Source organism: Sphingobium sp. FW305-3-2-15-F-TSA7 (genome assembly GCF_058787155.1).
Genome location: NZ_JBYSZM010000012.1, coordinates 87,223 through 112,570, shown reverse-complemented (window position 1 = coordinate 112,570; position 25,348 = coordinate 87,223). Strand labels below are relative to the sequence as shown.

Sequence of the window (25,348 nt, the reverse complement as noted above, 5' to 3'; positions counted from 1 at the left end):
CATGACGACCGTCCTTTCACCATCGCGCCGGCGTGCGGCGTTGGGGCTGGCCGTGGCCCTGATCGGGCTGGCGGGCTGCGGTCCGCGCGCGGCCGCCCCCCGGTCGGTCGATGGCGTGATGCAGATCCCGCTGACCTCCGACATCCGCGGCACCAATCCCGGCGTCAATCGCGACGCCAACACCGACACCGTGATGATGCATGTCCTGGAAGGGCTGGTGGGCTATCAGGAGGACGGGCGTCCCGGCCTGATGCTGGCGCAATCGCTGACGGTGTCGCCCGATGGCCGCCGTTATGTCTTCCGGCTGCGCGACGGCGTGAAATTCCACAATGGCCGGCCGCTGACCTCCGCCGAAGTGGTCTGGTCGTGGCGGCGCTATCTCGATCCCGCGACCAACTGGACCTGCCTCGCCGATTTCGACGGTTCGCGCGGCATGAAGATCGAGGCGGTTGAGGCGATCGATCCGCAGACCGTCGCGTTCACGCTCAATCGCCGCCAGCCGCTGTTCCTTACGCAGATGGCGGCGTTCACCTGCGGCGGCGGCGCTATCCTCCATCCGGATTCGGTCGATGCGCACGGCGCCTGGCACGCGCCGATCAGCACCGGCCCGTATCGGATCGTGCGGTGGGAACGTGGCCGCTTCATCGATATGGACGCATTTGCGCAATACCGGCCCGCGCCCGGCCGCGAGGACGGCAATATCGGCGCCAAGATCGCTTATGAGAAGCGGTTGCGCTGGCTTATCATCCGCGACGCCTCGTCGCGCCTCGCGGCGCTGGAAAAGGGGCAGGTCGATGTCATGCCCGAGGTTCCGGCCGCGGAGATGCTGCAGGTCCGCCATCTGAAGGGGATCCGGATCGCCCAGGCGCCGATGCTCGGCAGCTACGGGATTCTCGTGCAGGACAAGGATCCGCTGCTGGCCGATCCGCGCATCCGCGAAGCGATCGGTTATGCGATCGATCGCGAGACGCTGGCACGCCTCGTCACCGAAGGGACCGCACCGGGCAATGCCTCGATCGTCGCGAATGCGAGCCCGTTCCATTCCGACGGGCCGGGAAAATTGTTCGATCCGGCAAAGGCCAGGGCGCTGCTGCGCGCGGCCGGCTATCGCGGCCAGCCGATCATCCTCACCACCAATCGCCGCTATCCCGCGATGTTCAACCAGGCGCTGCTGGCGCAGGCGATGGCACGGCAGGCCGGCCTGAACCTCAAGATCGAGGTGCTCGAATGGGCGACGCATATGGATCGCTGGCGCTCGGGCAAGTTCCAGCTGCTGTCGTTCGGTTTCTCGGCAAAGGCCGATCCGTCGCTCAGCTACGAATCCATCCTGGGTGACCGGGCGAAATCGCCCAGCAAGACCTGGAACGATCCGGCGGCGCTCGACCTGCTGGCGGCGAGTGCTGCGACCGACGATGTGGCGCAACGCCATGCCATTTTCGAAAGGCTGCATGGACTGATGATCCGCGACGTCCCCTATATCGCGCTGTTCAGCCCGGCCGACAACAATGCCGTGCGCGACGGCGTGACCGGGTTCCGGTCGTGGCAATTCGGCCGCGCCCGTTTCTGGGGCGTGCGCGCCGCCGGGAGCAAGCGGTCATGATCCGGTACGCCTTTTCCCGCTTCGTCCTGGCCCTGCCGACGATCCTGATCGCCCTGTTCCTGATCTTCGCGCTCATCCGGCTCATTCCCGGCGATCCGGCGCAGCTGATCCTCGGCGATACCGACGATCCCGCCGCGCTGGCGCGGATCCGCGCCACGCTGGCGCTCGACCAGCCCTTGCCGGTGCAGTTCATGCACTGGATCGCCGCGATCGCGCATGGCGATTTCGGACGGTCGATCTCGATGGAGAGCCCCGTCATCGACCTGCTGATGCCTGCCTTCGGCGTTACCGCCTTGCTGGTGGTGCCGGCGGTGATCATCGCCGCGCTGCTCGCATTGCCGCTCGGCATGTTCGCGGCATGGCGGCAGAATAGCGGAACCGATACGCTGGTGGTGACCGCGGCGACCTTTTTCCTGTCGGTGCCCAGCTTCTGGCTGGGCCTGATGATGCTGCTCTATTTCGGGGTGAAGCTCGATCTGTTTCCGGTGGTCGGCTATGTCTCGCCCTTCGACGATCCGGGTGAAGGGCTGCATTATCTGGTCCTGCCGGTCGTGACGCTTGCGCTCATCGAGGCCGGGGTGCTCGTCCGGCTGGTCCGGGCCAGTACCATCGAGGTGCTTCAGCTCGACTATATCGCGCATGCCCGGTCGAAGGGATTGTCCGAGCCCGCCGTGGCGCGCCGCCATGCGTTCCAGAACGTCATGGGCCCGACCTGGACGATGATCGGGCTGGCGCTTGGCGGCCTGCTCGGCGGCGCGGTGGTGATCGAAACCGTCTTTTCGCTTCCCGGTCTCGGCCGATTGATGGTCGAGGCCGTCTTCGCCCGCGACTATCCCGTCGTTCAGGGGTGCATGGTCATCGTGATGCTCAGCTATGTCGGCGTCAATCTGGCGGTCGAGCTGACCGCTCCGCTCATCTGTCCGTCGCTGCGCCATGACTAGAGCGCTTCCCGAAAAAGTGGGCACCGGTTTTTCGGCCGGGAAGCGCTCAGGATATTCGTCGATCCGCGCATTCGCCGCCCGCCCGAGCGGCGCCATCGGCGGGATCCTCGTCATCCTGACCCTGGCCGCCGCGCTCGCGGGTGCGATCGCCACGCCCTATGATCCGACATTGGTCGATTTTTCGGCGCGGCTTTCGCCACCTTCGCTCCTGCATTGGCTCGGCACCGACGAATGGGGGCGCGACGTGCTCAGCCGCCTGCTGGGCGGTGCGGCGATCACCGTCGCGGTCGCCGCGCTGACCACTGTCATGGTCACGATTGCCGGCGCCGTGCTGGGTGCGCTGTCGGCCTTTGCGGGCGGCTGGCTGGATCGCATCGTCATCGCGCTGATGGATGCCCTGCTCGCCTTTCCCGCGCTGGTGATGGCGATCGCGATGACGACGGTGCTGGCCGGGTCGTCGCTGGCGCCCGTCATCGCGCTCAGCGTCGCCTATCTGCCCTATATGGTGCGGGTGGTGCGGACGAACGTGCTGACGATGCGCAACCGCGATTTCATCACCGCGTCGAAGATCATCGGCAATCGGCCGATCTATACGCTGGCCCGTCACATCCTGCCCAATACGGTCGGGCCGGTGCTGGTCATGTCCACGTCTCTGTTCGGATGGGCATTGCTCGCCGAATCGGCGCTGTCCTTTCTCGGGCTCGGCCTGCCGCCGCCTGCCGCGAGCTGGGGCGGTATGCTGGCCGACAGCCGCAATTATTTCGCCGATGCGCCCTGGCTCGCGATCGTGCCCGGTGTGGCGATCTCGGGGGCGCTGCTCGGCATCAACCTGTTCGGCGATTCCTGCCGCGATCATTTCGACCGGAAGATGAAGGCATGACGCGCGACGCAGCAAAGCCGGTGCTCGCCATTGACGGGCTGACGATCACCGCGCCCGGCGGGCGGGCGGTGGTGGACGATGTCAGCCTGTCGTTGCAGGCGGGGGAGATCGGCGCGCTCATCGGTGAATCGGGCAGCGGCAAGACCACGATCGGGCGCGCTGTGCTCCGGCTGCTGTCGCCCGCGCTCGCCATCGCCCGGGGCGCGATCCGCTTCGAGGGGCAGGATCTGGTCCGCGCCGATCCCGCCACTTTGCGCAGCCTGCGCGGCCGGCGCATGGCCGCGGTCTTTCAGGAACCGATGACGTCGCTGAACCCGTCGATGACGGTCGGGCGGCAGATGATGGAAGCGCTCCGGCTGCATGAGGGCGTCTCGGCGCGCGAGGCCAGGGCGCGCAGCCTCGAAATGCTGCGCCGCGTCCGGATCGGCGATCCGGCACGATGCTTCGACGAATATCCCGGCAAATTCTCGGGCGGCATGCGCCAGCGCTTCATGCTGGCGTCGGTGCTGCTCACCCGTCCCGCGCTGCTGATTGCCGACGAGCCGACCACCGCGCTCGACGCGCTCATCCGCCGTGAGATCATGGAGCAGATGGTCGAACTCACGCGCGAGCTTGGCACGGCGGTGCTGCTCGTCAGCCACGATCTCGGCATGGTGTCGCAATATGCGGATAGCGCGACGGTGCTGCATGACGGCCTGGTCGTCGAACAGGGACGGGCACGCCAGATCCTGCTCGATCCCCGCACCGACTATATGCGCCGCTTCGTGGCGGCCCTGCCCAGTCGTCCGGCCGAGGCGCATGCGGCGGTCGCCGATGCGACGCTGGTCGGCGTGTCGGGGCTCAATGTCGCCTTTCCGTTGAAGCGCCCGCTGCCCTTCGGACCCCGGCGGCACGTCCGCGCCGTCAAGGATGCGAGTTTCGACATACGGCGCGGCGAGGTGCTGGCCGTCGTCGGTGAATCGGGCTCGGGAAAGACGACGATCGGCCGCACCTTGCTGGGGCTGCACCGCGTCGCGTCGGGGGCGATCGAATTCGGCACCGCATCGGCCGAGGGCATCCAGATGATTTTCCAGGATTCCTATTCGTCGCTCGATCCGCAGATGACGATAGAGCGGATCGTGGCCGAGCCATTGCGGCACGATGCGCGGCTGACCCGCGACGCGCGGCTGGAACAGGCGCGGCAGATGCTGCGAGAGGTCGGGCTCGCCGAGACCTTCTTCGCCCGCTATCCGCATGAATTGTCGGGCGGGCAGCGCCAGCGCGTCGGCATCGCGCGGGCGATCGTGGCGCAGCCCGCGCTGGTGGTGGCCGACGAACCCGTGTCGGCGCTCGACGCGTCGGTGCAGCGTCAGGTGCTCGACCTGCTGATGCGCCTGAAACAGACTTACGATCTCTCCTATTTCTTCATCTCGCACGATCTGGGCGTCGTCGAGGAGATCGCGGACCGCGTGATCGTCATGTATCGCGGGCGGATCGTCGAGGCGGGGCCGCGCGAAGCGATCTTCGACCGGCCGCGCCACCCCTATACGCACCAGTTGCTCGAAGCCACGCCGCGCATCGTTCGGGGCGCGCATGATCATTATGAGCTTGTCGTCGCGCCGACCGGCGATGCGGCGGCCCCGCCCGGCTTCGCCTATCATCAGGCGGACGACGACGATGATGATGCCGAGATGGTCGATCTCGGCGGCGGTCATCAGGTGCTGTGTTCGCCCCGCACGGATTTTTTGCAGCCAGGCGCATAATTATTGAAAGCGACCCTGGTCTCGCCGCCGTCTAGAAATCGGCTTTCGACAGGTCCCGGAGCGACGTTAGATGAGCATTACCCCAGGCGACAAAGCCGATCTGCTGCGATTTTTCGGCGGTTCGCTGATGCCCGGCGAGGTCGTCGACGTGATGCTGCGCAACAGCCGCATGTTTCCCCATGCGCCGGTCGCGCGCGGGACGGCGCCGGCGCGGCCGCTGCCGGTGGCCACGACGCCTTTCCCAAAGATCGAGATCGCGCAGGACGGCCGGACCTTCGATCTCGGCGACTTCATGTCGGTCAACCGCGTCGCCGGCGTGCTGATCATGAAGGACGGCCAGGTCGTGCTCGAGGATTATGAGCTGGGCCTCGACGCCGACACGCATTGGGCATCCTGCTCGGTCGCGAAGTCCTTCACATCGGCACTGATCGGCGCCGCAATCCTGGACGGATCGATCGGCGATCTCGATGCGCCGCTGACCGACTATGTCGAGATTGGCGGGCCCTATGCCGAGGTTTCGGTGCGCCAGCTGCTGCGCATGTGCACGGGTGTCAAATGGAGCGAGGAATATGTCGATCCGCGCTCTGAGCGCCGCGTCCTGCTCGACCGCCAGCTCGAATTCAGCCCGCGGGCGGTGGTCGCCCATATGTCGGGACTGAGCCGGCTGACCGCGGCGGGTGGCGCATGGGCTTATAATACCGGCGAATCCTATCTCGTCGCGGCGCTGCTCGAAAATGCCACCGGCCGGTCGCTGACCGATTATCTGTCGGAGAAGATCTGGTCGCGCCTCGGCATGGATCAGGACGCGACATGGTGGCTCGACAGCCCGGGCGGCATGGTGGTGTCGGGCAGCGGCATGGGCGCGACGATGCGCGACTATGCGCGCTTCGGTCAGTTCGTGCTCGACGACGGCGTGATCGACGGTGAACGCGTGGTGCCCGCCGGCTGGTTCCAGGAGGCCGGCGCCCCCTATCATATCGGCGAAAAGCTGGTGCCCTATGGCTATATGTGGTGGGTGCCCGAACTGCAGGCGCCCGAGCTCGAAGGTTCGTTCCAGGCCGAGGGCATTTACGGCCAATATATCCATGTGAACCCGCGCGAGAATCTCATGATCGTGCTGCTGAGCGCCCGCTCGAAACCCAATTACCGACTGCGCTACGAGCTGAACGACGACGCTTTCTTCGCGGCGGTCGCGCGCGCGCTGCGATGACGACCGACAAGGCCCGGCGCGTCCCCGCCGAATGGGCGCCCCATGACGGCCTGTGGATCGGCTTTCCCAGCCGGGCGGCGGTCTGGGGACGCAATCTCGACGGTGCCCAGCATGAGGTCGCGGCGCTGGTGCGCAGCCTGGCGACATATGGCGGCGAACATGTGTATCTGGCGGTCGGCGACCGGACGGCGCGGGAGCGCGCGCTGAGCCTGCTGGCCGATGTGGCGCATGTCGAGATCCCGCCCTTCGATGTCGGCGACGTCTGGCTGCGCGACACCGGGCCGATCTTCAGGGCGGACGGCTCGGCCGCCGCCTTCGCCTTCAACGGCTGGGGCGAACAGTTCGAACATGCCGACGATCTGCATGTGGCCCGGTCGATCGCGGGCCATGCCGGTGCGCGCCTCGACGCGCATCGCTTCGTCCTCGAAGGCGGCATGCTCGATTTCGACGGCGAAGGCACCGCGCTCGCGACGCGGCAATGCGTGCTCAATCCCAATCGCGGCCGGCGCTGGACCGAGCGCGATGCCGAAGCGGCACTGCGCGACGCATTGGGTGTCGAGGCGGTGCTATGGCTGGATCGCGGCCTCGAACATGATCACACCCATGGTCATATCGACAATGTCGCCAGGTTCGCCGGCCCCGCGACCGTGCTGGTATCGATCGGGACGGCGGGTGAGGATGGAGACGCCGCGCTTTACGATGTGATCGCCGATACGTTGACGGGCAAGGTCGATGCGCGAGGGCGTGCGATGAAGGTGATCCGTGTCGCTTCGCCCGGGCCTGTGGTCGGGGAAGACGGAGCGCCGCTCGCGGCCTCCCACCTCAATTTCATCATCGCCAATCGGGCGGTGCTGGTGCCCGTCTATGGCACCCCGAGCCAGGCGCTGGCGCTCGAGCAATTGCAGGCCGCATTCCCCGGCCGCACCGTCATCGGTCTTCCGGCGAATAGGCTGTTGAGCGAGGGGGGGGCTTTCCACTGCATCAGCCAGCAACAGCCGGCGCTGGGCGGGCATGGCGACGCGGTTCTTCGAGAACAGGATTTGTGCTGAACGGATGCGAGTTCGGCTCTAATGTGCCGGCGGCCAATTGTGCGTCTCGGCATCGCCCGACCGGCACCAGGCATAAAGCGCATCGTAGATGATCATGCCGTGGGCGAGCATTTCGTGGTCGTCGGCATGGCACGCCGACAGACCGAGCGAGATCGCGAACAGGCCGGCCGATTGCGGCGTCAGGTCGAGCCGCGACGTGTCCGCGCCGCGCACGATCAGGGCCAGTTTGCGGAGTGCCGGATCGTCGAGGCCATATGCGTCGAGAAAGGCGTCGAAGCTGCACTTCTCCCCGACATGGCTCAGCGCGACGCCCAGTATGTCGTAGGGAATGGCGCCCTGTTCGTCGGCTGCGGCAAGCACCGTTCTGCTCGGTACATAGAGGAATTCGGGCGCGTCATCGATGAAACGCGCGATCAGCCATGGGCAGGCGATGCGATCGATCTTCGGGCGCTCGCGGGTGACCCATTTCATGAAGCACCTCCTTTTCCGCTTCTAGAGCGCCGCGCGAACCAGCAGCACATAGCCGGCACCGAGCGCCGAACAGGCGCCGAGAACCGGCAGCACGCCGACCTTGAACCGGAACACGGCGATGGCGGCGCCCAGCGCCAGCAATGCCGCCACGATGTTGAGCGAACCCCATACCGGCACGTCGATCTCGCCGCCGGCGAACGGCACCATGCGCACCTGTGCGAACAACGTATGGATCGCGAACCAGAGCGCGAGGTTGAGGATCACGCCGACAACGGCCGCGGTGATGGCCGCCAGCGCCGAGGATAGCGCGCGGTTTCCGCGCAGCCGCTCGACAAAGGGGGCACCCGCGAAGATCCACAGGAAGCAGGGCAGGAACGTGACCCAGGTGGTGAGGATGGCGCCCAGGGTCGCGGCGACCAGCGGGGCGAGCGTGCCGCTGTCGCGGAACGCGGCGAGGAATCCGACGAACTGGGTGACCATGATCAGCGGTCCCGGCGTCGTCTCGGCCATGCCGAGCCCGTCGAGCATCTCGCCGGGCCTCAGCCAGCCGAACGTGTCGACCGCTTCCTGCGCGACATAGGCGAGCACGGCATAGGCGCCGCCAAAGGTCACCACCGCCATCTGGCTGAAGAAGGTGGCGATGCGGCTATACACATCGTCGGGGCCCAGAAGGACGAGCAGCGCCGCAACCGGTGCCAGCCAGAGGAACAGCAAGGCGCCGGAGATGCGCAACGACCAGCCGAGATTGGGGCGCGCATGATCGGGCAGGCCTTCGCCCAGCGCGGTGTCGCGGTCATGCACAGGGATCGCGCCGCCATTGCCGTGACCGCCGCCGCCCTGGAATGCGGCCAGTCCGGCGCGGCCGCCGAAATAGCCGATCAGCGCTGCACCCAGCACGATCAACGGGAACGGCGCGTCCAGAATGAAGATGGCGATAAAGGCGAGCGCAGCCAGCCCGCGCATGACATTGTTCCTGAGCGCGCGCGAGCCGACCCGGACGACCGCCTGCAACACGATCGCCAGCACCGCCGCCTTCAGGCCAAAGAACAGGCCCTCGACCAGCGAGACATTGCCGAGTAGCACATAGACATAGGAAAGCGCGAGGATGGCGAGGAAGCCGGGCAGCACGAACAATGCGCCCGCGATCAGCCCGCCCTTGGTCTTGTGGAGCAGCCAGCCGATATAAATGGCAAGCTGCTGGGCCTCGGGGCCGGGCAGCAGCATGCAATAGTTGAGCGCGTGGAGGAAACGCTCCTCGCCGATCCATTTCTTCTCTTCGACCAGGATGCGATGCATCAGCGCGATCTGGCCGGCGGGGCCGCCGAAGCTGAGCGCGGCGATCCGCGCCCAGACGCGCACCGCTTCGCCGAGCGGGATGCCGTGATCCTTCGGACGGATCGGGCTTTGTCCGGGTTCGGGACGCTGAAGCGTCGCGTCGGTCATCTCGCTCTCCGGCTGCTGAAAAAGGCATGGAACTGGTCGAGCGCTTCGCCGCCCTTGGCGATGCGATCGAGATCGTCGTCGGTGGACGCGCAGATTCCCGACAACATGGCGCCCAGGCCAAGCGCCTCGGGCCGATCGAATTTGCCGTCGCCGATATCGAGTTCGTGGATCATCTCGCCGATCGCGACGAGCGCATTGTCCTCTTCGAGGCCGAGGCGCGCGATGAACGTCTCGAAGCTGCAGCGATCGCCTTCATGGGTGAATTCGGCATCGGCCATGTCGAAACGCAGCTCGCCATGCTCGGCGGCATGGCTTTTGCCATCGACGAAGCTGAAGACGGCATCGGGATCGATGAAACGGCGGATGAGCCAGGCACAGGCGATACGATCGACATGCACGCCGCGCCGCGTCACCCAGATCCTGTTGGTCAGCATGGCCGGGTCGGGCGTGTCGGCGGGGTCGGACCGGCTGATATCGGGATGCGCGTAGCGCTGCGTGTCGAGCTCCCGCAGCGCCGCCTCGGCTGCCTGCCGGCCGTGCGCGCCGAAGAAATCGAGCCTTTCGACCTCGACCAGCCGCTTTTGCAGGCGCTCGATCTCGATGCCGGTTGCCGGGCCCGTGTCGAGAAGGTTGCGCGCGGCCTGCGCGATTTCCTCATAGTCCGCATCGCGCGCCGCATCGAACAGGGCGCGCAGCTCGCTGTCGGAAAGCCCCGCGATCAGCCCGGCCTCGATCAATATGGCCTCGCCGCCGCCTTCGACGATCTCATCCAGCAGGTCGCGAAAAGCGGTTTCGCTTTCCTCGCGCAGCGGCAGGACATGCACCGCATTCTTGATCGGCACCGCTCCGATCGCCTGAAGCCGCCGCCAGACCTTCACCCGCAAATAGGGCGGCTTGGCCGGAAGCTGGTGCAACAGGGCGAGCCAGCCGGATTCGGGCTTTGAAACTATCATGAATCATGTGTATCATAGATTCGGTGATAAAGAAACATATGTATCATATTGCGGCGGCCTGCCTTGCGTCATGCGGCGCCGGGGCAGCGATGGCGCAGGATGCGAAATCCGGCCTATTGCTCCACGACGCGCTTGGCGCGCCGGACGCGTTGGTGATCTCGGGCTCGGTCCGCGCGCGGTACGAAACGCTCGGCGGCCAGTCGCGCGCGGGGTTCGGTCCCGATGACCAGCTTTACAGTGTGCGGTCGACGCTGCTCGCCGAATATCGCGGAGACGGCCTTCGGATCGGGGCGGAGCTTTATGACAGCCGCGCTTATGGCAGCGCGCCCAAAAGCGCGATCGGCACCGGCGAAGTCAATACGATGGAGCTGGTTCAGGCCTATATCGGTGTGGATATCGACGCGCCGTTCGGCAAGGGCAGCAAGGCCGGCCTGCAGCTCGGCCGGTTCATGCTCAATCTCGGATCGCGACGCCTGGTCGCGGCCGACGATTATCGCAACACCACCAACGGCTATACCGGCGTGCGCGCCGATCTGCGCCTGCGCGACGGCAGTGCGGCGACCTTCATCTATACCCTGCCGCAACTGCGCCTGCCCGACGACCTCCCCTCGATCCTCGACAATAAGAGCCGTTTCGATCGCGAGAGCTTCGATCTGCGATTGTGGGGCGGCCTGTTCTCCAGGCCGCGCGCGTTCGGCCAGACCATGGCCGAGATCAGCTATTTCCGTTTGCAGGAACGCGATGGCCCCGGCCGTCCGACCCGCAACCGCGATCTCCACACGATCGGCACGCGGATCATGCGCGACGCCGCCGCCGGCAAGGTCGATTACGAAGTCGAGGCGATCTACCAGCTCGGTTCGATCCGGGCCTCGGCCGCGCCGGGCGCGGCCGCGCTCGACGTCTCGGCCTGGTTCCTGCATTTCGATGCCGGCTACAGCTTTCCCGGCGCGCTGAAGGCGCGGCTTTCGGTGGAATATGATTATGCAAGCGGCGACGGCCCGGGCGGCGGCTTCGGACGGTTCGACACCTTGTTCGGCATGCGTCGCGCGGATCTGGCGCCGGCGGGCATCTATGCGCAGATCGGCCGCGCGAATATCAGCACGCCCGGCATCAGGCTCGAGGTCGCGCCGACGCCGCGACTGGACGGCTTCATCGTCTATCGCGCGATGTGGCTCGCCGATCGCACCGACGCCTTTGCGACGACGGGCGTCCGCGACGCGACCGGACGGTCCGGCAGCTTTGCTGGGCACCAGGTCGAAGGGCGGCTGCGCTATTGGCTCGTGCCGAAGCTGCTGCGCGGAGAGATCAATGCCGCGTGGATCGACAAGGGCCGGTTCCTCAGGACAGCGCCGAATGCGCCGCGGACCGGCGACACCCATTATGCTTCCTTTGCGCTGACTGCGACCTTCTGATCGTCAGCCGCCGTCGCGTGAAACCGCTTCGCGCATCGCGCGGAGAAAGGCCTTGAGGCGCAGAAGCCCGAGGAAATCGAGCATCATCGGCAAGGCGGTCTGGAGCATCGCCGCCGCGCGGTCTTCGGCAATGCGTCCCGCGCTGCCCTCCAGAAAGACGCGAACCTCCTCGTTCGCGATCATCTCGGCCGCACGCTGATAGAAAGCTATGTTTTCGGGCGGAAAGCCCTGTTCCTCGATAAAGCCCGCCTGGCGGATATGGCCCCAGATTTCGACGAGCCTGGCATCGCCATGCGACAGCATCGCGCCATCCGGCGTATCGACGATCTCCACCATGCCCATCGCCGCGAATGTGCGTGCGTCATGATCCGCCATCGGCAGACGCTCGACCAACTGGCGAAGCGTCACGCGCGGCGTTTCGTCGACACCGAAGCGCATCGCGAGCAACGTCTCCAGATGCTGATAGACGCCGCTGGACGCGTGCGGCGCCAGCCCGCGACCTTCGAACAGATCGCCGATCTGGTCGAGCGTCAACCGCCCCTGACGCTGAAGATCCCGCACCGTCGCGATCGCGCGCACATGCCCCTCATCATAAACCGCTGCGTTGCGCGCCGGCCGGTGCGGTTCGGGAATCAGCTTCTTGCGCAGAAAGATGCGGATCACTTCGCGATCGACGCCCGTACGGCGTTCCAGTTCCTGCATCTTCATTGGCGCGTCATACCGAAGCCATCCCGACGGTTGCAACCGCATCTATCAACACATGTGTTGATTTTGTGATTGCGGCACGCCCTTCACGCGTGTTAGCTACACGCATAATAGAATCGAAGCGATGAAGCTCGGCGACCATTAGGATCAGATGGAGAGAATCGTGGCGACCAATATCCCGGATGCATCGGCGCATGCGCAGCGCCCCGCGCATGTCCCCGCCGACAGAGTGTACGACATCGACATGTACGCGCTCGACGGTATCGAGGAAGGCTATCACGAGGCCTGGAAGCGGGTTCAGCAGCCGGGTATCCCGGATATCGTCTGGACGCCGCGCACGGGCGGTCACTGGATCGCGACCAATGGCGATACCGTTCGCGAAATCTACAGCGATCCCACACGCTTCTCGAGCGAGAATATCTGGCTGCCCAAGGAAGCCGGCGAGAAATACGAGATGGTGCCGACGCGGATGGATCCGCCCGAACACACGCCGTATCGCAAGGCGCTCGACAAGGGCTTGAGCCTGGGCCAGATTCGCCACGTCGAAGATCGCGTCAGAAAGATCGCCGCCGATCTGGTCGACCAGATCGCGCCGCGCGGGCGCTGCGACTTCGCCGCCGATTATGCGAACGTCTTTCCGGTCAGGGTTTTTATGGCGCTGGCCGATCTGCCGATGGAAGACGTGCCGCGGCTTGCCGCCTTCGCCAAACAGATGACGCGTCCGGAAGGCGATACCCCCGAGCAGCAGGCAGCCACGCTGGAAGCGGGCAACAAGGGTTTCTTCGCTTATGTCGATCCGATCATCCGCGCCCGCCGCGGGGGGAGTGGCGTCGATCTGATCACGACGATGGTCAATGCCGAAATCGAGGGCCAACCGATCAGCCATGAGAAGGCGCTCGGCTTGGTGTCGTTGCTTCTGCTGGCCGGTCTCGACACCGTCGTCAATTTCCTGAGCTTCATGATGATCTATCTCGCCCGGCATCCAGAGCTGGTTGCGGAACTGCGCACTGACGAACTCAAGCTGAAGCGCAGCGCCGAAGAGATGTTCCGCCGCTTCCCGGTCGTTTCCGAAGCGCGCATGGTCGCGAAGGATCAGCACTATCGCGGCGCCGAGTTGAAACGCGGCGACATGATCCTGTTGCCGACGGCGCTGCATGGACTCGATGCCAGGGAAAACCACGACCCGCTTGTCGTCGATCTCGACCGGCGCGGAATCTCGCACTCCACCTTCGGCGGCGGTCCGCATCGCTGCGCCGGCCTGCATCTTGCCCGGATGGAGGCGATCGTGACGCTGGAGGAATGGCTGAAGCGGATTCCCGAGTTCCATCTGCAGGACGGCGCCCGGCCGATCTATCATTCGGGCATTGTGGCGGCGGTGGACGATGTGCCGCTCGTCTGGCCGACCGCCGATTAGACAACAACTGTCATGACCATCATCACCGTAACGACCCGCGAAGGCGGGATCGAGCCGATCACCGCGACTGACGGATTGAGCCTGATGGAGGCGATCCGCGACGCCGGCCAGGACGGACTGCTGGCGCTGTGCGGCGGTTGCTGTTCCTGCGCGACCTGTCACGTCTTCGTGGATCCCGCCTTCGCCGACCGGCTATCGCCGATGAGCGAGGATGAGAATGATCTGCTCGACAGTTCATCGCACCGGCGACCGTCGTCGCGCCTGTCGTGTCAGGTCACCATCCACGCCGCGCTTGAGGGCCTGGCTGTCGAGATTGCGCCCGAGGACTAAACCCTATCCATGCGCCAGGCGAACGCCGGGCTCGGCCAGCGCACGGCGCGAAACCACGCTCAAGCCGAAGCCTTCCAATGCCGTGAGTTTGGCGTTGCTCGATGTCAGCAGGATCATCTCGCGCACGCCCAGGTCGATCAGGATCTGCGCGCCGATGCCATAGTCGCGATAGCCATGGGTGTCGGAATAGGCCTTGCGGTTGCCCTTCACGCGCTCCGAGATCGAGACCGGACTCGGATCGCGCACGAAGACGGCGACCGCCGGCCCGTCATAGTCCGCGAGCGCCCGCAATGCGGCCGGCACATAATCGCGATGGGCCGCGCGCCAGCCCAGCACGTCCGCGGTCAGATCGAGCTGATGGACGCGAACGAGCGTGGGCTGCCCGGATTGCGGCGCATCGCGCACAAGCGCGACATGCTCTCCGCCATCGATCGTGTTGCGATAGACGACGATGCGAAAATCGCCGTGCCAGCTGTCGAATGGCGCCTCGACGACGCGCTCGACCAGGGATTCGGAGCGGCGCCGATAGGCGATGAGATCGGCGATCGTGCCGATCTTCAGATCGTGCTGCCGCGCGAATGTGATGAGTTCCGGCAAGCGCGCCATGGATCCGTCGTCATTCATGATCTCGCAGATCACCCCTGCGGGGGTGAGGCCCGCGAGACGCGAGATATCGACCGCCGCTTCGGTATGCCCCGCACGGACGAGGACGCCGCCCTCGCGCGCGACGAGCGGGAAGACATGGCCCGGCGAAACGATGTCGCCCGGTCCCTTGGAACCGTCGATGGCAACCGCGATCGTATGCGCCCGGTCATGCGCCGAGATGCCGGTCGTGACGCCCTCGCGCGCCTCGATCGACACCGTGAATGCCGTGCCGTGCCCCGCTTCGTTGCGGGACGTCATCGGCGCCAGATCGAGCTGGCGCGCGCGGTCGCCGGCGATGGCGAGGCAGATGAGCCCGCGCGCATGCATCGCCATGAAGTTGATCGCACGAGGAGTCGCGAATTGGGCGGGAATGATCACATCGCCTTCGTTTTCGCGATCCGGCGCGTCGACCAGGATGTAGGGAAGGCCGTTTCGGGCATCCTCGATAATGTCTTCGATCGATGCGATATCGTTCATGATCCTGCTCCTTGCAGCCGAGCGGCGACGCATGGCGGCGGGTTTTCGGGCGTTACCTCCGTCGTGAAATCGCGCACATAATCGAGAGTCCCGGTCGCCTGTTCCAGCCTGCTGCCGGAATAGCTCCAGCACATTCCGGCCATGCCTTCGGCATGGGCGAGCGGTGTCGGGTCGCCCTGATCGATGACATGTTCGCGTCCGCGTGCGACGAACAGCCCACGCTGCAGCATCGTCGCGGCGAGCAAGGCATCGCCATCGAACTCCGCCCGTGCCCAGGCCATGAAGCCTTTCATCAGCGGCCGCTCCGCCAGCGCCGACGGCGTCACGATCCGGCGATGCGCGATCTGCCACCGGTGCATCGTGATGCCGTTGCGGGCGATCTCGATCCGGACGGGTGACTCGATCTGGTCGGGGATGGCGATTTCCCAGAGCGCGGTGCGCCCGATCTGCGCCAGCGACCAGCAGGCGAGGTCGGCCAGATGCGTGCAGTTCGAGGATCGCGGAAGCCGGGCCAATGCCTCCGCCGCCGTGGTTGCGACGGGCAAGCCGATCAGCGCCGTCAGTCCCGCCATGGCGCCGCGGCAGGCCGTGTTCGGCGCACGCATGAAACCGGCATCGACCTCGGTCACCCGAACCCCGTCATGTGCGAGGGCCAGCCAATAGGAATGATGCGTGTCGTCGACCTGCGCGGTCATGCCGTCGGGGCCGGCAGAAAAATGCAGGCGCCGCCGATAGACACCGCGGCCATATCCGGGATTGCGCGGAAAATGCGCGAGCGTGCGATCCATCTGCCTCTCCTGAAACATCAATGCGCACAATATGGCGGCTAGTCAACTCCTGTGTTGACTGATAGCCTTGTGGCGTGTCGACGGATAAGAGAACCGGATTGCATGAGGGAAACAGCGGTGCCGAAAGTTAGCAACATATCCCGCCGTAGACTATCGGCGCTTGCAGAGGGCGGTTCGGATTATGCGGCGAAGCGCGAGGAACTGGTCCGGATCGCCGCGCAGTTGTTCAAGGAACAGGGATATCAATCCACGCGCCTAATCGATGTCGCCCGCGCCGCGGGGCTCGATCGCGCCACGGTCTATTATTATTTCGGCAGCAAGGAAGAGCTGTTCCGCGAAACCGTGGAGGGCGTCCTCGACGCCAACATGCAGGAGGCGGAACGCCTGCTCGCCGATGAAGGGCTGAACTGGATCGAGCGGCTCCATGCAATCTATGTGCGCCTGATGGTGTCCTATGAGGAGAATTACCCGGCGACCTTCGTCTATATCCAGGAACAGATGCATCAGGTCGGGGCGGAGGAGACCGTCTGGGCGCAGGAGATCATGAAGAAGACCCGCGCCTTCGACACCATGCTGATCACCTTCATCCGCGAAGCGATCGCCGCGGGCGAGCTCCGCAGCGACATTCCGCCCCGATTGGTCGAGAATGCTTTGTTCGGCATGCTCAACTGGACGCATCGCTGGTTCCAGCCCGGCAAGGGCATGACGGGCAAGGAAGTCGCGGAAGCCTTCTGGTCGATATTCGTCAATGGCATGAAAACTGGGGCCGACGCCGCCTGATCGACGGCGCCGGCCAACACTGGACGCTAGACCAAGATCACTTCAGATTGAATCAATCTGAAGTGATCTTGGTCTCAACCATATGATAGAGCCTGATTCACGCCATCGGCGGAAGCGCGTAGCGCTTCCACCTCAAGCGATCAGGCTCTAGGCGGCCACCGCCGATTGCGCGGACGGCTTTGCGCCCTCGGGCAGCGAGATGCGCGGCGCGACTTCCTTGGCGGCGAGTTCGAGCGAGTGGAACCAGGCCGACGGATCGTCGTAATAATCGTGGCTCTCGATCTGGAGCGTGCCCCAGCCGCCGCATCTCTCGAACAATGTGTTGATCTTGTCGACCACCGTGTCCGGCGATCCGACGACGAACACATTGTCGACGAGGAATTCGAGATCGGCCCGCAGCGGATCGATGCCCGCATCCTTGGCAAAGCCGTCCATCATGCCGAAACGGCGCCAGATCGGGATCAGATAGCGGTTGAAGCAATAGCCGATCGGCCCCTCCATCACGAGGCGCTTGGCCTCGGCGTCGGTGTCCGCGATGAACACGGTCTGTGAGACGGCGTGGCGCTGGCGATCGGGCGTGAAGCCGGCCTTGATGTTCGCTTCGGAATAGATCTCCCAATGGCGCTTGAGCGCATCGAGGCCCGAATAGATCGACACCGGCTTGAAGTTGCGTTCTCCCGCGAGCTTCATCGAGGGCGAGTTCGGGCTGAATCCGGTGACCGCGAATTCGGGGAACGATCCGCCCCAGGGCGAATAATTGGCGAGCTTGTGCTGCTCGTCCTCCTCGGTCACCGCTTCCTCTTCCTCGGGGAAGCCGGCATCCCAATATTTGCCCTCGTGGAAGAAAGGCTCGCGCTTCCAGATCTTCTCCATGATCATCAGCGATTCTCGCACCATCTCGTTGAGATGCTCGGTGCTCTGATCCTCGCCGCGAATGCCGTGCATATAGGATGCGAGCGGGTAGGCGCCGGCGCCGATACCCATGAAATAGCGACCCTCCAGGATCTGCGACAACCAGCCCACCGTCATGGCGAGCTTGGTCGGGTTATGATGCGGCAGGATATGGGCCATCGGCGCGAACTTGATGGTCTTGGTGTGCAATGCCGCCGCCGCCATGATCAGCTCGGGATTGGGGATATTCTCCCAGATTTGCGAGGCGTGCTCGGAAATCATCATCGAATCGAAGCCCGCCTTGTCGCACGCGATCGAGCTCTGCACCCCCCATTCGAAGGTCTGCCGCGCGGTGCGGCTCGGCCGCATATACGGGTGGAAAATCAGTCCGGTCAGCATCGACATGGTAAACTCTCCTCGATTCTCGTTTTAAGCCACGTGGCTTAATTGACATAGGTGCGAGAACCGGTCAACCGGATTCGAAAGGGCGGACACGGAGGCGAATGGTGGCAGTTGCGGCGGCCCCGCGGATGGATGGAAAGACCAAGCTGATCCTCGCGGCGGAAAAGCTGTTCGCGCGGGGCGGAATCGAGGGCGTGTCCCTGCGCGAGATCTCGGCGGCGGCCGGTCAGGGCAATCATCACGCCGTGCAATATCATTTCCGCTCGCGCGAAGGGCTGGTGCAGGCGATCTTCGATTTCCGCATGCGGCAGATGGAGCATCGCCGCGCCGAGATGCTGGACGCGGCGGAAGCCGCGGGCCGCCTCGAAGACGTGCGCACGATCGTCGAGATCATCTTCCTGCCCCAGCTCGAATTGCCGGGGCAGCATGGCAATCACAGCTATGCCAATTTCCTGTGCCAATATCTCCTGCGCACCGAGACCGCGGAGTTCGCCGATTTCGGAACCGAATTGCCGCCCAATATCGATCGCGCGCTGAGGCTGTTGCGCGAGCGGCTCGCCTTCCTGCCGGATCGCATCGCGCAGCGCCGGCTGATCACCGCCTGCTTCATGTTCCTCAACATGCTGACCGCCTATTCGGACGATCGCGCCCGGACGCCGGACGATGAGAGCTTCGAGGATGCGGTGAAGGACACGCTGGGCCAGATCGTGCTGGCCACCTGCATGCCGCTGGATCGCTAGGGCCTGATCGCTTGAAGTGGAAGCGCTACGCGCTTCCGCCGATGGCGTGAATCAGGCTCTATTCATATGGTTGAGACCATGATTCACACTCCAGATTGAATCAATCTTACGTGATCATGGTCTAGGGCCTGAAGAAAACATCCCAGGCGTGCATCGTGTCCATATATTCCCGGACGCGCCGGACCTTGCCGTCCGCCACCTCGAACAGGAAATGATAGCGCGGCTGGTAGACCCGGCCGCTCGTCATCGTCGCGAAACCTTCGGCCTCGACCGCCACATGATCGCCCTCGGCGATCATCGAAACCGGCGTGATGCGCAGCGCGCCTTCGACATAAAGCGCCGTCGCGCCGCGCAGCAACGGCCCGAACGACGCTTTCTCATAGGTGCCCGACATGCCGTCGAGACCGCCGGACACCCACCATGTGCCGTCATCGGCCATCGCATCGAGCACGCCATCGACATCCCCGCGGGAAAAGGTCGCGAGGAAATCGCGGACAATCTGTTTCGGATCGCTCATCATTCGGTCTCCGTCAGCCGGGCGCGCAGCGCCCGCTTGTCGATCTTGGTTGCCGACATCGGCCAGTCGCCGGCATGCATGAAATGGATCGCGCGCGGCACCTTGTAGCTGGCGATGCGGCCGCGGCAGTGGGCGATGAGCGCCGCTTCATCGGCGACCCGGCCGTCATACAGCTCGACGAACGCGACCGGCACTTCATCCAGCCGGGGATCGGCGCGGCCCACCACTTCGGCGGTCTTCACATCGGGATGCGTGCAGAGAAAGGCCTCGACCTCGATCGCGGCGACATTCTCGCCGCCGACCTTGAGCATGTCCTTGCAGCGTCCGCCAAAGACGAGGCTGCCGTTCGGCAGCCGCGTGTAGAGGTCGCCGGTCCTGAGCCAGCCCCCGGCATTGAACGCATCGGCCGTCTTCTCCGGCGCGGCCCAATATCCGTCCATGACGTTATAGCCGCGCACCAGGATCTCACCCATCACGCCGTCGGGCAGGTCGGCGCCGGTTTCCGGATCGGTGATCCGTATCTCCACGCCGTCGGCGGGTTTGCCATGCGAGGTGGAGCGCGACTCGCGGCTTTCGTCGGCGTCGCACAGCGCGAAGATGCCCGCGGTCTCGCTCATCCCGCAGGCCTGGATGACCTCCGCTTGAGGCAGCACGTCCTGCACGCGGTCGACCAGCGTCGGCGGCGCGATCAGGAAGAGGTGGCGCAGCGCCGGGAGCGTCGCGGGATCGAAGTCGGGATGGTCGATCAGCCCCTGGACGATGGCCGGAAACCAGGGCCAGGCCAGCGTCACGCCATGCTCCGCCATCAATGCAAGCGCGCGTCCGGCCTCGAAATAGCCATCGGTCAGATAGGTGCCGCCGGCGCCGATCGATCCGATGAACGGGGACAGCGAACCGATGTGGAACAGCGGGCCCGCGCCCCAGGTCACGCCTGGCGCGCCGGTACCGAGCCGATGGCGCGCGCGCTCCACCGGCCCGCGCGTCAGCGCTTCGTGACAGATCAGGCATCCCTTGGGATTGGCGGTGGTGCCGGACGTGTAGATGATCAGTGCCGGATCGCGCAGCCTGATGCTCCGCCGCGCATGTTCGATCGTCGATTCGGGCACGGCCTCGCCGCCGGCCAGAAAATCCTCGCGGCCGACGGACCGGCCCGACGGCTCGCCGCGCAGCAGGACGACGGTGCGCAGCGCCGGCGCCTCGGCGATCGCACCGTCGCCCGCCAGCGACGGCAGCGCCTCCGTCAATATCCCCGGAAAGTCGATGGGATCGGTCGGATGCCGGCTGGTCAGCAGCGCCACCGACTCGGAATTGGCGAGGATATAGCCCAGCTCGTTCGCGCGATGCCGTGCGTTGAGCGGCACCGCCACGCCGCCCAGCAGCGCGACGCCGAACAGCGCTTCGGCATAGGCCACGCTGTTGGGGATCAGGATCGCGACATGATCGCCGCGCCGCACGCCGCGTGCCGCAAGCGACCGCGCCACCGCATAAGCGCGGTCGCGCAACGCGCCAAAGCCGACGCGATCGTCGGGCAGGATCAGCGCCGCGCGCTCGGGATGATCCGCAGCGCTGCGCAGCAGCAGATCGCCGAGCGTCGCCACTGCCGTCGTCACGATCTGTGCCATCGCCTCTCCTCCATCGCCACTTATAGTCCGGCGTCTGCCCCACGATATGCCCAACCCGACCACCATCAGTCAACACATGAGTTGACAACTCGCGCCGAATGCGCTGGAAGTGGTTCCAACACATGCGTTGACAGCAAATGGCGGAGCGCCACCAATGCGCTGCCGCATAAGATGGGCGGAGAGCTATGCGATTTCATTTGATGCAGACGGGCGTCGTCGGGCGCCGGCACGAGATCGAGGCGGGCATGGCCGGCCAGCGCCCCGAGCTTTACCAGCGCTTCCTCGATGAGGTGCGGGACTATGTGAAGCTGGCGGACGAACTGGGTTTCTACGGCTATTGCCAGCCCGAGCATCACCTCCAGATCGAGGGTTTCGAGGCGAACAACCATCCGGGCATGTTCAGCCTCTTCGTCGGCCAGCATGCCAAGCGGATGCATGCCGGGATCATGGGCTATACGATGACGACGCATAATCCGGTGCGGGTCGCCGAGGAAATCGCGACGCTCGACCATATGCTCCAGGGCCGGCTCTATTGCGGCTTCACGCGCGGCTATCATGCCCGCTGGGTCGACGCCTATGGCGTGAAGGAAGGCGTCAGCGCCACCACCCCCGACAATGTGAAGGCGCGCGACGAGCAGGATGCCCGCAACCGCTCGCTGTTCGAGGAAGGCGTCCGCGTGATCAAGAAGGCGTGGACCAACGATGTCTTCAGCCACAAGGGCGAGAATTGGCAATTCCCGCCCGAGGGCGGTTCGGCGGGGCATCCCGCCTATGCGAAATATGGAAAAGGCCAGGACGCGGACGGCATCGTGCGCGAGATCGGCATCGCGCCGCTGCCCTATCAGCGCCCGCACCCGCCAATCTATGGCGGCTTCGCGGCTTCGGGACGGACCATCGATTTCTGGGCGGAGGAGGGCGGCAAGCTGATCGTCCTGTCGGACAATCTCGATTTCTGCGAGTCGCTCAACAATCGCTATATCGCCACCGCCGCCAGGAATGGCCGGGAGGTCACCGGTACCGACGCGTCGGCCTGGGGCGGCTTCCTGATGCTCACCGACGACAAGGATCGTGCGGCCAAGCTGATGGAAGAGCATATGTGGTTCTGGGACGAATGGTTCATTCCGATGGGCCAGCGTCCTCCCAATGTGCTGATCGGCTCCGCCGACGAGATCGCCGACAGGATCGGCGAGGCGCATGATCGGCTCGGCTTCGACGAACTGTTCCTGATGTTCGGTCAGGGTCATCTCGAGCCGGAGGCCAATCAGGAGGAACTCGAGCAGTTCATCAGCAAGGTGGCGCCGCGCTTTTCGACAAAAGCGCCGGATGGCACGCTGGTCTGATCGAAGAACAAGACAGATTTCAGGAGAGAGAGCCAATGGCCATGCAGTGCGGGATCTTCATGACCCCCTACAACCCGCCGAGTCGAACGCCGCGCCAGGTGTTCGACTGGGCCGTCGACATTGCGCGCATCGCCGACGAGGCGGGGTATGTCGACTTCATGATCGGCGAGCATTACACGCTCGGCTGGGAGAATATCCCGATGCCGGAAGCGATCATCGCCGCCTGCGCGCAAACGACGAAGACGATCCGCTTCGCCCCGATGGCGCATCTGCTGCCCTATCACGACCCGGCGACGCTCGCGATCCGCATCGGCTGGCTCAGCCAGGTGATGGAGGGACGCTATTTTCTCGGCGTCGCCCCCGGCGGCCATCATACCGATGCGATCCTGCACGGTTTCGACAGTATCTTCAGCCTGCCGCCCCGCCAGCTCGAGGCGCTCCGCCTGATGGAGCGTGTGTGGGAGCGTAAGCCTTTCCTTGAAAAGGGCGAATATTCCCAGGCGGGCTTCCCCGGTCCGGATACGATGCCCGAATATTGGGTCGAGATCGCCGACAACAGCCCCTATGGCGGACGCGACAAACTCGAGATCGCGGTCACCGGGCTGTCGATGAATTCGTCTTCGATGAAATTCGCGGGCGAACGCGATTACAGTCCGATCTCCTTCTTCGGCGGCACGCCGCAGATGAACGCGCATTGGCAGACCTGGGCAACGGCGATGGAATCGCAGGGCCGGGTTGCCGATCGCAAACGCTATCGCGTCTGCCGCGACGTCTTCATCGCCGATACCGATGCAGAGGCGAAGCGACGCTATCTGAGCAGCGGCATGGCCGAGACCTGGCGCAAATACCTCAAGGAAATCTACATCAAGTTCAAACTGTTCGACGGAATCATCCAGGATTCGGGCGTCGACATCACACCCGCCGAGATCGACGATGATTTCCTGGCCGAACATGTCGTGCTCTGCGGCTCGCCGGAGACCGTGATAGAGAAGCTGGAAAAGCTGGCGAGCCAGGTCGGCGGCTGGGGCCAGATCGTGGCCAACCAGCATGACAGCATCGACGATCCCAGCCCCTGGGAAGAATCGCTGCGGCGTCTGGCGACGGAAGTCTGTCCGAAAGTGAATATGCCCGCCTGAGAAAGCGGAGGAACAGGAGAAGGATCACATGGCCACCGGCCGCGCCGCCGTCCTCGTCGAGCCCAATCGTCTCGAAACCTGGGACGTTCCGATCCCCGATCCCGAACCGGGCGGCGCACTCGTGCGCGTCGTGATCGGCGGCGTGTGCGGTTCCGATCTCCATATCGCCACCGGCGAAGCCGGCGTGATGCCGTTTCCGATCATCCTCGGCCATGAGGGGATCGGGCGGGTCGAGAGACTGGGCGGTATCGACAAGGATTATGCGGGGGTGCCGGTGAAGGCCGGGGACCTGGTCTATTGGTCGCCGATCGCTGCGTGCCACCGTTGCCATTCCTGCACGGTGCTCGACGAAACGCCGTGCGAGAACAGCCAGTTCTTCGAACATGCCGAAAAGCCCAATTGGGGAAGCTATGCCGATTATGCGTGGCTGCCGAGCGGGCTCGCATTCTTCAAGCTGCCGGACGGTGCCGATCCGCTCGCGCTCGCCGCATTGGGATGCGCATTGCCGACGGTGCTGCGCGGCTTCGATCGCTGCGGGCCGGTGCGGATGGGCGAGGCCGTCGTCGTGCAGGGCGCGGGGCCGGTCGGGCTCGCGGCGATCCTGGTCGCGGCACAGGCCGGCGCACGCCAGGTCATCGTCATCGACGGCGTCGACCGCCGCCTCGAGATCGCGAAAACGCTCGGCGCAACGGCAACGGTGTCGCTGAAGGCGAGCGCGGAGGAGCGGCGGCGCCAGATCTATGATCTGACCGGCCCGGCCGGCCCCTCGCTCGTCGTCGAAGCCGCGGGCGCGCTGCCCGCCTTTCCCGAGGGCGTCGACCTCACCGGCATCCATGGCCGCTATGTCATCCTCGGCCTATGGGGTGCGATCGGAACCCAGCCGATATCGCCGCGCGACATGACCACGAAGAATCTGACGATCGCGGGCGCGAGCTTTCCGAAGCCTCGCCATTATTACGGCGCCATGCATCTTGCCGCGCAGCTCCAGGACAAGGTGCCGCTGGCCGGGTTGATCAGCCATCGCTTCGCGATTTCGGACGCCGGCAAGGCGCTCGAGGCCGTCCGCACGGGCGAGGCGATCAAGGCGGTGATCGACCCCGAACTCTAGCCTATCCGGATAGCGGGCCGACGCCGCGATGCCCGGGTGCCGCAGCGGCAAGGTCGAGGCATTCGAGGATCGCCCTGCGGCCGGCGCCAAGCGTGATGGCGTTGTTCAGATGGAGGCGAAAGCCGGGCATGAAGCGGTGCGCCGGTGTGGCGTCGCATGCCATCGCGATCAGTTCCTTGAGCCTGGCGCGCACCTGACCGCTTTTCCACGGCACCGCGCAATACTCGAAAAAGGCGGTGAATTGATCGGCCGACAGGCGGAGCATCGCGCCCAGGAAACCCGGCAGTTCGATTTCGAACGCCGCCCAGAACGGATCGCTGCCGACATATCCGTCCCAGAGCGCCTGCTGCTCCGGCGTCAAAGGCGATGACTCCAAGCCGGCGGCGCGTGCGATCGGCACTGCCGTCACCATGAGCGAATGCACGCCAAGGCCCGATACCAGCGACACCACTTCCTGGATCTGCGCGGGCGTGGCGCCTGCCGCCATGGCCTTTTCGACCGCGATCTCGATGGCATCGGGATCGAGGGCGGTGACGCTCGCGGCCAGGCCCAGCCGGACCATCGCGATGTCCATCGGGTCGAGCGGTTCGCCCGCATGCGAATCGCCGAGCGCGGTTGCCGCCAGTGCATGCAGTTCGGTCAAATCAACGATTCTCATGCTTTCTTCCCTTCGGCGCGGCGGCGTCCAAGGACACTGACAGGCGCTTGTCATCGATCAATATGAAATCAGTCAACTTTGATGTTGACGACGG

General features: G+C 64.9%; 24 protein-coding genes. 14 read left to right on the top strand and 10 right to left on the bottom strand.

Annotated features, from left to right (window positions below; genetic code table 11):
• Position 1: 1 nt before the first annotated feature.
• From AC3WN8_RS11795 to AC3WN8_RS11770, 6 genes are all read left to right on the top strand, one after another.
• The gene (locus AC3WN8_RS11795) at positions 2 to 1,600 is read left to right on the top strand and encodes an ABC transporter substrate-binding protein (protein ID WP_492669615.1); all 1,599 of its coding nucleotides are present in this window, start codon (positions 2 to 4) and stop codon (positions 1,598 to 1,600) included.
• Entirely contained in the window at positions 1,597 to 2,541 is a 945-nt protein-coding gene (locus tag AC3WN8_RS11790; RefSeq protein WP_492669614.1) for an ABC transporter permease, read from the top strand. The genes AC3WN8_RS11795 and AC3WN8_RS11790 overlap by 4 nt, the downstream gene beginning before the upstream one ends.
• Positions 2,534 to 3,421: an ABC transporter permease gene (locus tag AC3WN8_RS11785; protein ID WP_492669613.1), complete on the top strand. Its 888-nt coding sequence runs from the start codon at positions 2,534 to 2,536 to the stop codon at positions 3,419 to 3,421. The genes AC3WN8_RS11790 and AC3WN8_RS11785 overlap by 8 nt, the downstream gene beginning before the upstream one ends.
• On the top strand, positions 3,418 to 5,163 hold the full coding sequence (locus tag AC3WN8_RS11780; protein WP_492669612.1) for a dipeptide ABC transporter ATP-binding protein: 1,746 nt from the start codon (positions 3,418 to 3,420) through the stop codon (positions 5,161 to 5,163). Before AC3WN8_RS11785 ends, AC3WN8_RS11780 begins: the two co-directional genes overlap by 4 nt.
• 70 nt (positions 5,164 to 5,233) lie before the next feature.
• Positions 5,234 to 6,373, top strand: coding sequence for a serine hydrolase domain-containing protein (locus tag AC3WN8_RS11775; protein WP_492669611.1), 1,140 nt, complete (start codon positions 5,234 to 5,236; stop codon positions 6,371 to 6,373).
• Positions 6,370 to 7,422 (top strand): agmatine deiminase family protein, encoded by a 1,053-nt coding sequence (locus tag AC3WN8_RS11770; protein WP_492669610.1) that lies wholly within the window; start codon positions 6,370 to 6,372, stop codon positions 7,420 to 7,422. The genes AC3WN8_RS11775 and AC3WN8_RS11770 overlap by 4 nt, the downstream gene beginning before the upstream one ends.
• Positions 7,423 to 7,440: 18 nt before the next feature.
• Here the strand turns inward: AC3WN8_RS11770 and AC3WN8_RS11765 are convergent, their stop codons facing one another.
• From AC3WN8_RS11765 to AC3WN8_RS11755, 3 genes are read right to left on the bottom strand one after another with little or no spacing between them, the layout of a single operon-like run.
• Positions 7,441 to 7,893: a chromate resistance protein ChrB domain-containing protein gene (locus AC3WN8_RS11765; RefSeq protein WP_492669609.1), complete on the bottom strand. Its 453-nt coding sequence runs from the start codon at positions 7,891 to 7,893 to the stop codon at positions 7,441 to 7,443.
• Positions 7,894 to 7,914: 21 nt separating this feature from the next.
• A complete protein-coding gene (chrA, locus tag AC3WN8_RS11760; protein WP_492669608.1) occupies positions 7,915 to 9,336 on the bottom strand; it encodes a chromate efflux transporter in 1,422 nt (473 codons plus the stop codon).
• The gene (locus AC3WN8_RS11755) at positions 9,333 to 10,289 is read right to left on the bottom strand and encodes a chromate resistance protein ChrB domain-containing protein (RefSeq protein WP_492669607.1); all 957 of its coding nucleotides are present in this window, start codon (positions 10,287 to 10,289) and stop codon (positions 9,333 to 9,335) included. The genes chrA and AC3WN8_RS11755 overlap by 4 nt, the downstream gene beginning before the upstream one ends.
• Before the next feature lie 38 nt (positions 10,290 to 10,327).
• On the opposite strand from AC3WN8_RS11755, the gene AC3WN8_RS11750 reads away from it, so the two are divergent.
• On the top strand, positions 10,328 to 11,701 hold the full coding sequence (locus AC3WN8_RS11750) for an alginate export family protein (RefSeq protein ID WP_492669606.1): 1,374 nt from the start codon (positions 10,328 to 10,330) through the stop codon (positions 11,699 to 11,701).
• A gap of 3 nt (positions 11,702 to 11,704) precedes the next feature.
• Here the strand turns inward: AC3WN8_RS11750 and AC3WN8_RS11745 are convergent, their stop codons facing one another.
• On the bottom strand, positions 11,705 to 12,409 hold the full coding sequence (locus AC3WN8_RS11745; RefSeq protein WP_492669605.1) for a MerR family transcriptional regulator: 705 nt from the start codon (positions 12,407 to 12,409) through the stop codon (positions 11,705 to 11,707).
• A 241-nt stretch (positions 12,410 to 12,650) separates the two neighbouring features.
• Here AC3WN8_RS11745 and AC3WN8_RS11740 point away from each other — a divergent pair, with 241 nt between their 5' ends.
• Positions 12,651 to 13,820: a cytochrome P450 gene (locus AC3WN8_RS11740; RefSeq protein WP_492669667.1), complete on the top strand. Its 1,170-nt coding sequence runs from the start codon at positions 12,651 to 12,653 to the stop codon at positions 13,818 to 13,820.
• 12 nt (positions 13,821 to 13,832) lie between these two features.
• Positions 13,833 to 14,150, top strand: a complete 318-nt coding sequence (locus AC3WN8_RS11735; RefSeq protein WP_492669604.1) for a 2Fe-2S iron-sulfur cluster-binding protein — start codon at positions 13,833 to 13,835, stop codon at positions 14,148 to 14,150.
• 3 nt (positions 14,151 to 14,153) lie between these two features.
• Here AC3WN8_RS11735 and ribB read toward each other — a convergent pair whose 3' ends face one another.
• Positions 14,154 to 15,272: a 3,4-dihydroxy-2-butanone-4-phosphate synthase gene (gene ribB, locus AC3WN8_RS11730; protein ID WP_492669603.1), complete on the bottom strand. Its 1,119-nt coding sequence runs from the start codon at positions 15,270 to 15,272 to the stop codon at positions 14,154 to 14,156.
• Complete coding sequence (locus AC3WN8_RS11725; protein ID WP_492669602.1) at positions 15,269 to 16,060, bottom strand: DUF2889 domain-containing protein; 792 nt, start codon at positions 16,058 to 16,060, stop codon at positions 15,269 to 15,271. Before AC3WN8_RS11725 ends, ribB begins: the two co-directional genes overlap by 4 nt.
• A gap of 117 nt (positions 16,061 to 16,177) precedes the next feature.
• On the opposite strand from AC3WN8_RS11725, the gene AC3WN8_RS11720 reads away from it, so the two are divergent.
• Positions 16,178 to 16,840, top strand: a complete 663-nt coding sequence (locus AC3WN8_RS11720) for a TetR/AcrR family transcriptional regulator (protein ID WP_492669601.1) — start codon at positions 16,178 to 16,180, stop codon at positions 16,838 to 16,840.
• 147 nt (positions 16,841 to 16,987) lie between these two features.
• Here the strand turns inward: AC3WN8_RS11720 and AC3WN8_RS11715 are convergent, their stop codons facing one another.
• Entirely contained in the window at positions 16,988 to 18,136 is a 1,149-nt protein-coding gene (locus tag AC3WN8_RS11715; RefSeq protein ID WP_492669600.1) for an LLM class flavin-dependent oxidoreductase, read from the bottom strand.
• A 98-nt stretch (positions 18,137 to 18,234) separates the two neighbouring features.
• On the opposite strand from AC3WN8_RS11715, the gene AC3WN8_RS11710 reads away from it, so the two are divergent.
• Entirely contained in the window at positions 18,235 to 18,873 is a 639-nt protein-coding gene (locus tag AC3WN8_RS11710) for a TetR/AcrR family transcriptional regulator (protein WP_492669599.1), read from the top strand.
• Between the two features lie 121 nt (positions 18,874 to 18,994).
• Here the strand turns inward: AC3WN8_RS11710 and AC3WN8_RS11705 are convergent, their stop codons facing one another.
• Positions 18,995 to 19,390, bottom strand: coding sequence for a nuclear transport factor 2 family protein (locus tag AC3WN8_RS11705; RefSeq protein ID WP_492669598.1), 396 nt, complete (start codon positions 19,388 to 19,390; stop codon positions 18,995 to 18,997).
• Complete coding sequence (locus AC3WN8_RS11700; protein WP_492669597.1) at positions 19,390 to 21,012, bottom strand: class I adenylate-forming enzyme family protein; 1,623 nt, start codon at positions 21,010 to 21,012, stop codon at positions 19,390 to 19,392. The genes AC3WN8_RS11705 and AC3WN8_RS11700 overlap by 1 nt, the downstream gene beginning before the upstream one ends.
• Positions 21,013 to 21,197: 185 nt before the next feature.
• On the opposite strand from AC3WN8_RS11700, the gene AC3WN8_RS11695 reads away from it, so the two are divergent.
• From AC3WN8_RS11695 to AC3WN8_RS11685, 3 genes are read left to right on the top strand one after another with little or no spacing between them, the layout of a single operon-like run.
• Positions 21,198 to 22,352, top strand: a complete 1,155-nt coding sequence (locus tag AC3WN8_RS11695; protein WP_492669596.1) for an LLM class flavin-dependent oxidoreductase — start codon at positions 21,198 to 21,200, stop codon at positions 22,350 to 22,352.
• A 35-nt stretch (positions 22,353 to 22,387) separates the two neighbouring features.
• Positions 22,388 to 23,488: an LLM class flavin-dependent oxidoreductase gene (locus AC3WN8_RS11690; protein ID WP_492669595.1), complete on the top strand. Its 1,101-nt coding sequence runs from the start codon at positions 22,388 to 22,390 to the stop codon at positions 23,486 to 23,488.
• 28 nt (positions 23,489 to 23,516) lie between these two features.
• A complete protein-coding gene (locus AC3WN8_RS11685) occupies positions 23,517 to 24,596 on the top strand; it encodes a zinc-binding dehydrogenase (RefSeq protein ID WP_492669594.1) in 1,080 nt (359 codons plus the stop codon).
• A 1-nt stretch (position 24,597) separates the two neighbouring features.
• On the opposite strand, the gene AC3WN8_RS11680 is transcribed toward AC3WN8_RS11685, so the two are convergent.
• On the bottom strand, positions 24,598 to 25,254 hold the full coding sequence (locus tag AC3WN8_RS11680) for a carboxymuconolactone decarboxylase family protein (protein ID WP_492669593.1): 657 nt from the start codon (positions 25,252 to 25,254) through the stop codon (positions 24,598 to 24,600).
• Positions 25,255 to 25,348: the final 94 nt, after the last annotated feature.

What these genes read in the sequence shown, in the direction of transcription:
- AC3WN8_RS11690 (WP_492669595.1), top strand. Translation starts at nt 22,388, where the DNA reads ATGGCCATGCAGTGCGGGATCTTCATGACCCCCTACAACCCGCCGAGT.
- AC3WN8_RS11705 (WP_492669598.1), bottom strand. Translation starts at nt 19,390, where the DNA reads ATGAGCGATCCGAAACAGATTGTCCGCGATTTCCTCGCGACCTTTTCC.
- AC3WN8_RS11715 (WP_492669600.1), bottom strand. Translation starts at nt 18,136, where the DNA reads ATGTCGATGCTGACCGGACTGATTTTCCACCCGTATATGCGGCCGAGC.
- AC3WN8_RS11765 (WP_492669609.1), bottom strand. Translation starts at nt 7,893, where the DNA reads ATGAAATGGGTCACCCGCGAGCGCCCGAAGATCGATCGCATCGCCTGC.
- AC3WN8_RS11775 (WP_492669611.1), top strand. Translation starts at nt 5,234, where the DNA reads ATGAGCATTACCCCAGGCGACAAAGCCGATCTGCTGCGATTTTTCGGC.
- AC3WN8_RS11780 (WP_492669612.1), top strand. Translation starts at nt 3,418, where the DNA reads ATGACGCGCGACGCAGCAAAGCCGGTGCTCGCCATTGACGGGCTGACG.
- AC3WN8_RS11695 (WP_492669596.1), top strand. Translation starts at nt 21,198, where the DNA reads ATGCGATTTCATTTGATGCAGACGGGCGTCGTCGGGCGCCGGCACGAG.
- ribB (WP_492669603.1), bottom strand. Translation starts at nt 15,272, where the DNA reads ATGAACGATATCGCATCGATCGAAGACATTATCGAGGATGCCCGAAAC.
- AC3WN8_RS11750 (WP_492669606.1), top strand. Translation starts at nt 10,328, where the DNA reads ATGTATCATATTGCGGCGGCCTGCCTTGCGTCATGCGGCGCCGGGGCA.
- AC3WN8_RS11725 (WP_492669602.1), bottom strand. Translation starts at nt 16,060, where the DNA reads ATGGATCGCACGCTCGCGCATTTTCCGCGCAATCCCGGATATGGCCGC.
- AC3WN8_RS11685 (WP_492669594.1), top strand. Translation starts at nt 23,517, where the DNA reads ATGGCCACCGGCCGCGCCGCCGTCCTCGTCGAGCCCAATCGTCTCGAA.
- AC3WN8_RS11785 (WP_492669613.1), top strand. Translation starts at nt 2,534, where the DNA reads ATGACTAGAGCGCTTCCCGAAAAAGTGGGCACCGGTTTTTCGGCCGGG.
- chrA (WP_492669608.1), bottom strand. Translation starts at nt 9,336, where the DNA reads ATGACCGACGCGACGCTTCAGCGTCCCGAACCCGGACAAAGCCCGATC.
- AC3WN8_RS11735 (WP_492669604.1), top strand. Translation starts at nt 13,833, where the DNA reads ATGACCATCATCACCGTAACGACCCGCGAAGGCGGGATCGAGCCGATC.
- AC3WN8_RS11680 (WP_492669593.1), bottom strand. Translation starts at nt 25,254, where the DNA reads ATGAGAATCGTTGATTTGACCGAACTGCATGCACTGGCGGCAACCGCG.
- AC3WN8_RS11770 (WP_492669610.1), top strand. Translation starts at nt 6,370, where the DNA reads ATGACGACCGACAAGGCCCGGCGCGTCCCCGCCGAATGGGCGCCCCAT.
- AC3WN8_RS11795 (WP_492669615.1), top strand. Translation starts at nt 2, where the DNA reads ATGACGACCGTCCTTTCACCATCGCGCCGGCGTGCGGCGTTGGGGCTG.
- AC3WN8_RS11710 (WP_492669599.1), top strand. Translation starts at nt 18,235, where the DNA reads ATGGTGGCAGTTGCGGCGGCCCCGCGGATGGATGGAAAGACCAAGCTG.
- AC3WN8_RS11790 (WP_492669614.1), top strand. Translation starts at nt 1,597, where the DNA reads ATGATCCGGTACGCCTTTTCCCGCTTCGTCCTGGCCCTGCCGACGATC.
- AC3WN8_RS11755 (WP_492669607.1), bottom strand. Translation starts at nt 10,289, where the DNA reads ATGATAGTTTCAAAGCCCGAATCCGGCTGGCTCGCCCTGTTGCACCAG.
- AC3WN8_RS11745 (WP_492669605.1), bottom strand. Translation starts at nt 12,409, where the DNA reads ATGAAGATGCAGGAACTGGAACGCCGTACGGGCGTCGATCGCGAAGTG.
- AC3WN8_RS11740 (WP_492669667.1), top strand. Translation starts at nt 12,651, where the DNA reads ATGTACGCGCTCGACGGTATCGAGGAAGGCTATCACGAGGCCTGGAAG.
- AC3WN8_RS11700 (WP_492669597.1), bottom strand. Translation starts at nt 21,012, where the DNA reads ATGGCACAGATCGTGACGACGGCAGTGGCGACGCTCGGCGATCTGCTG.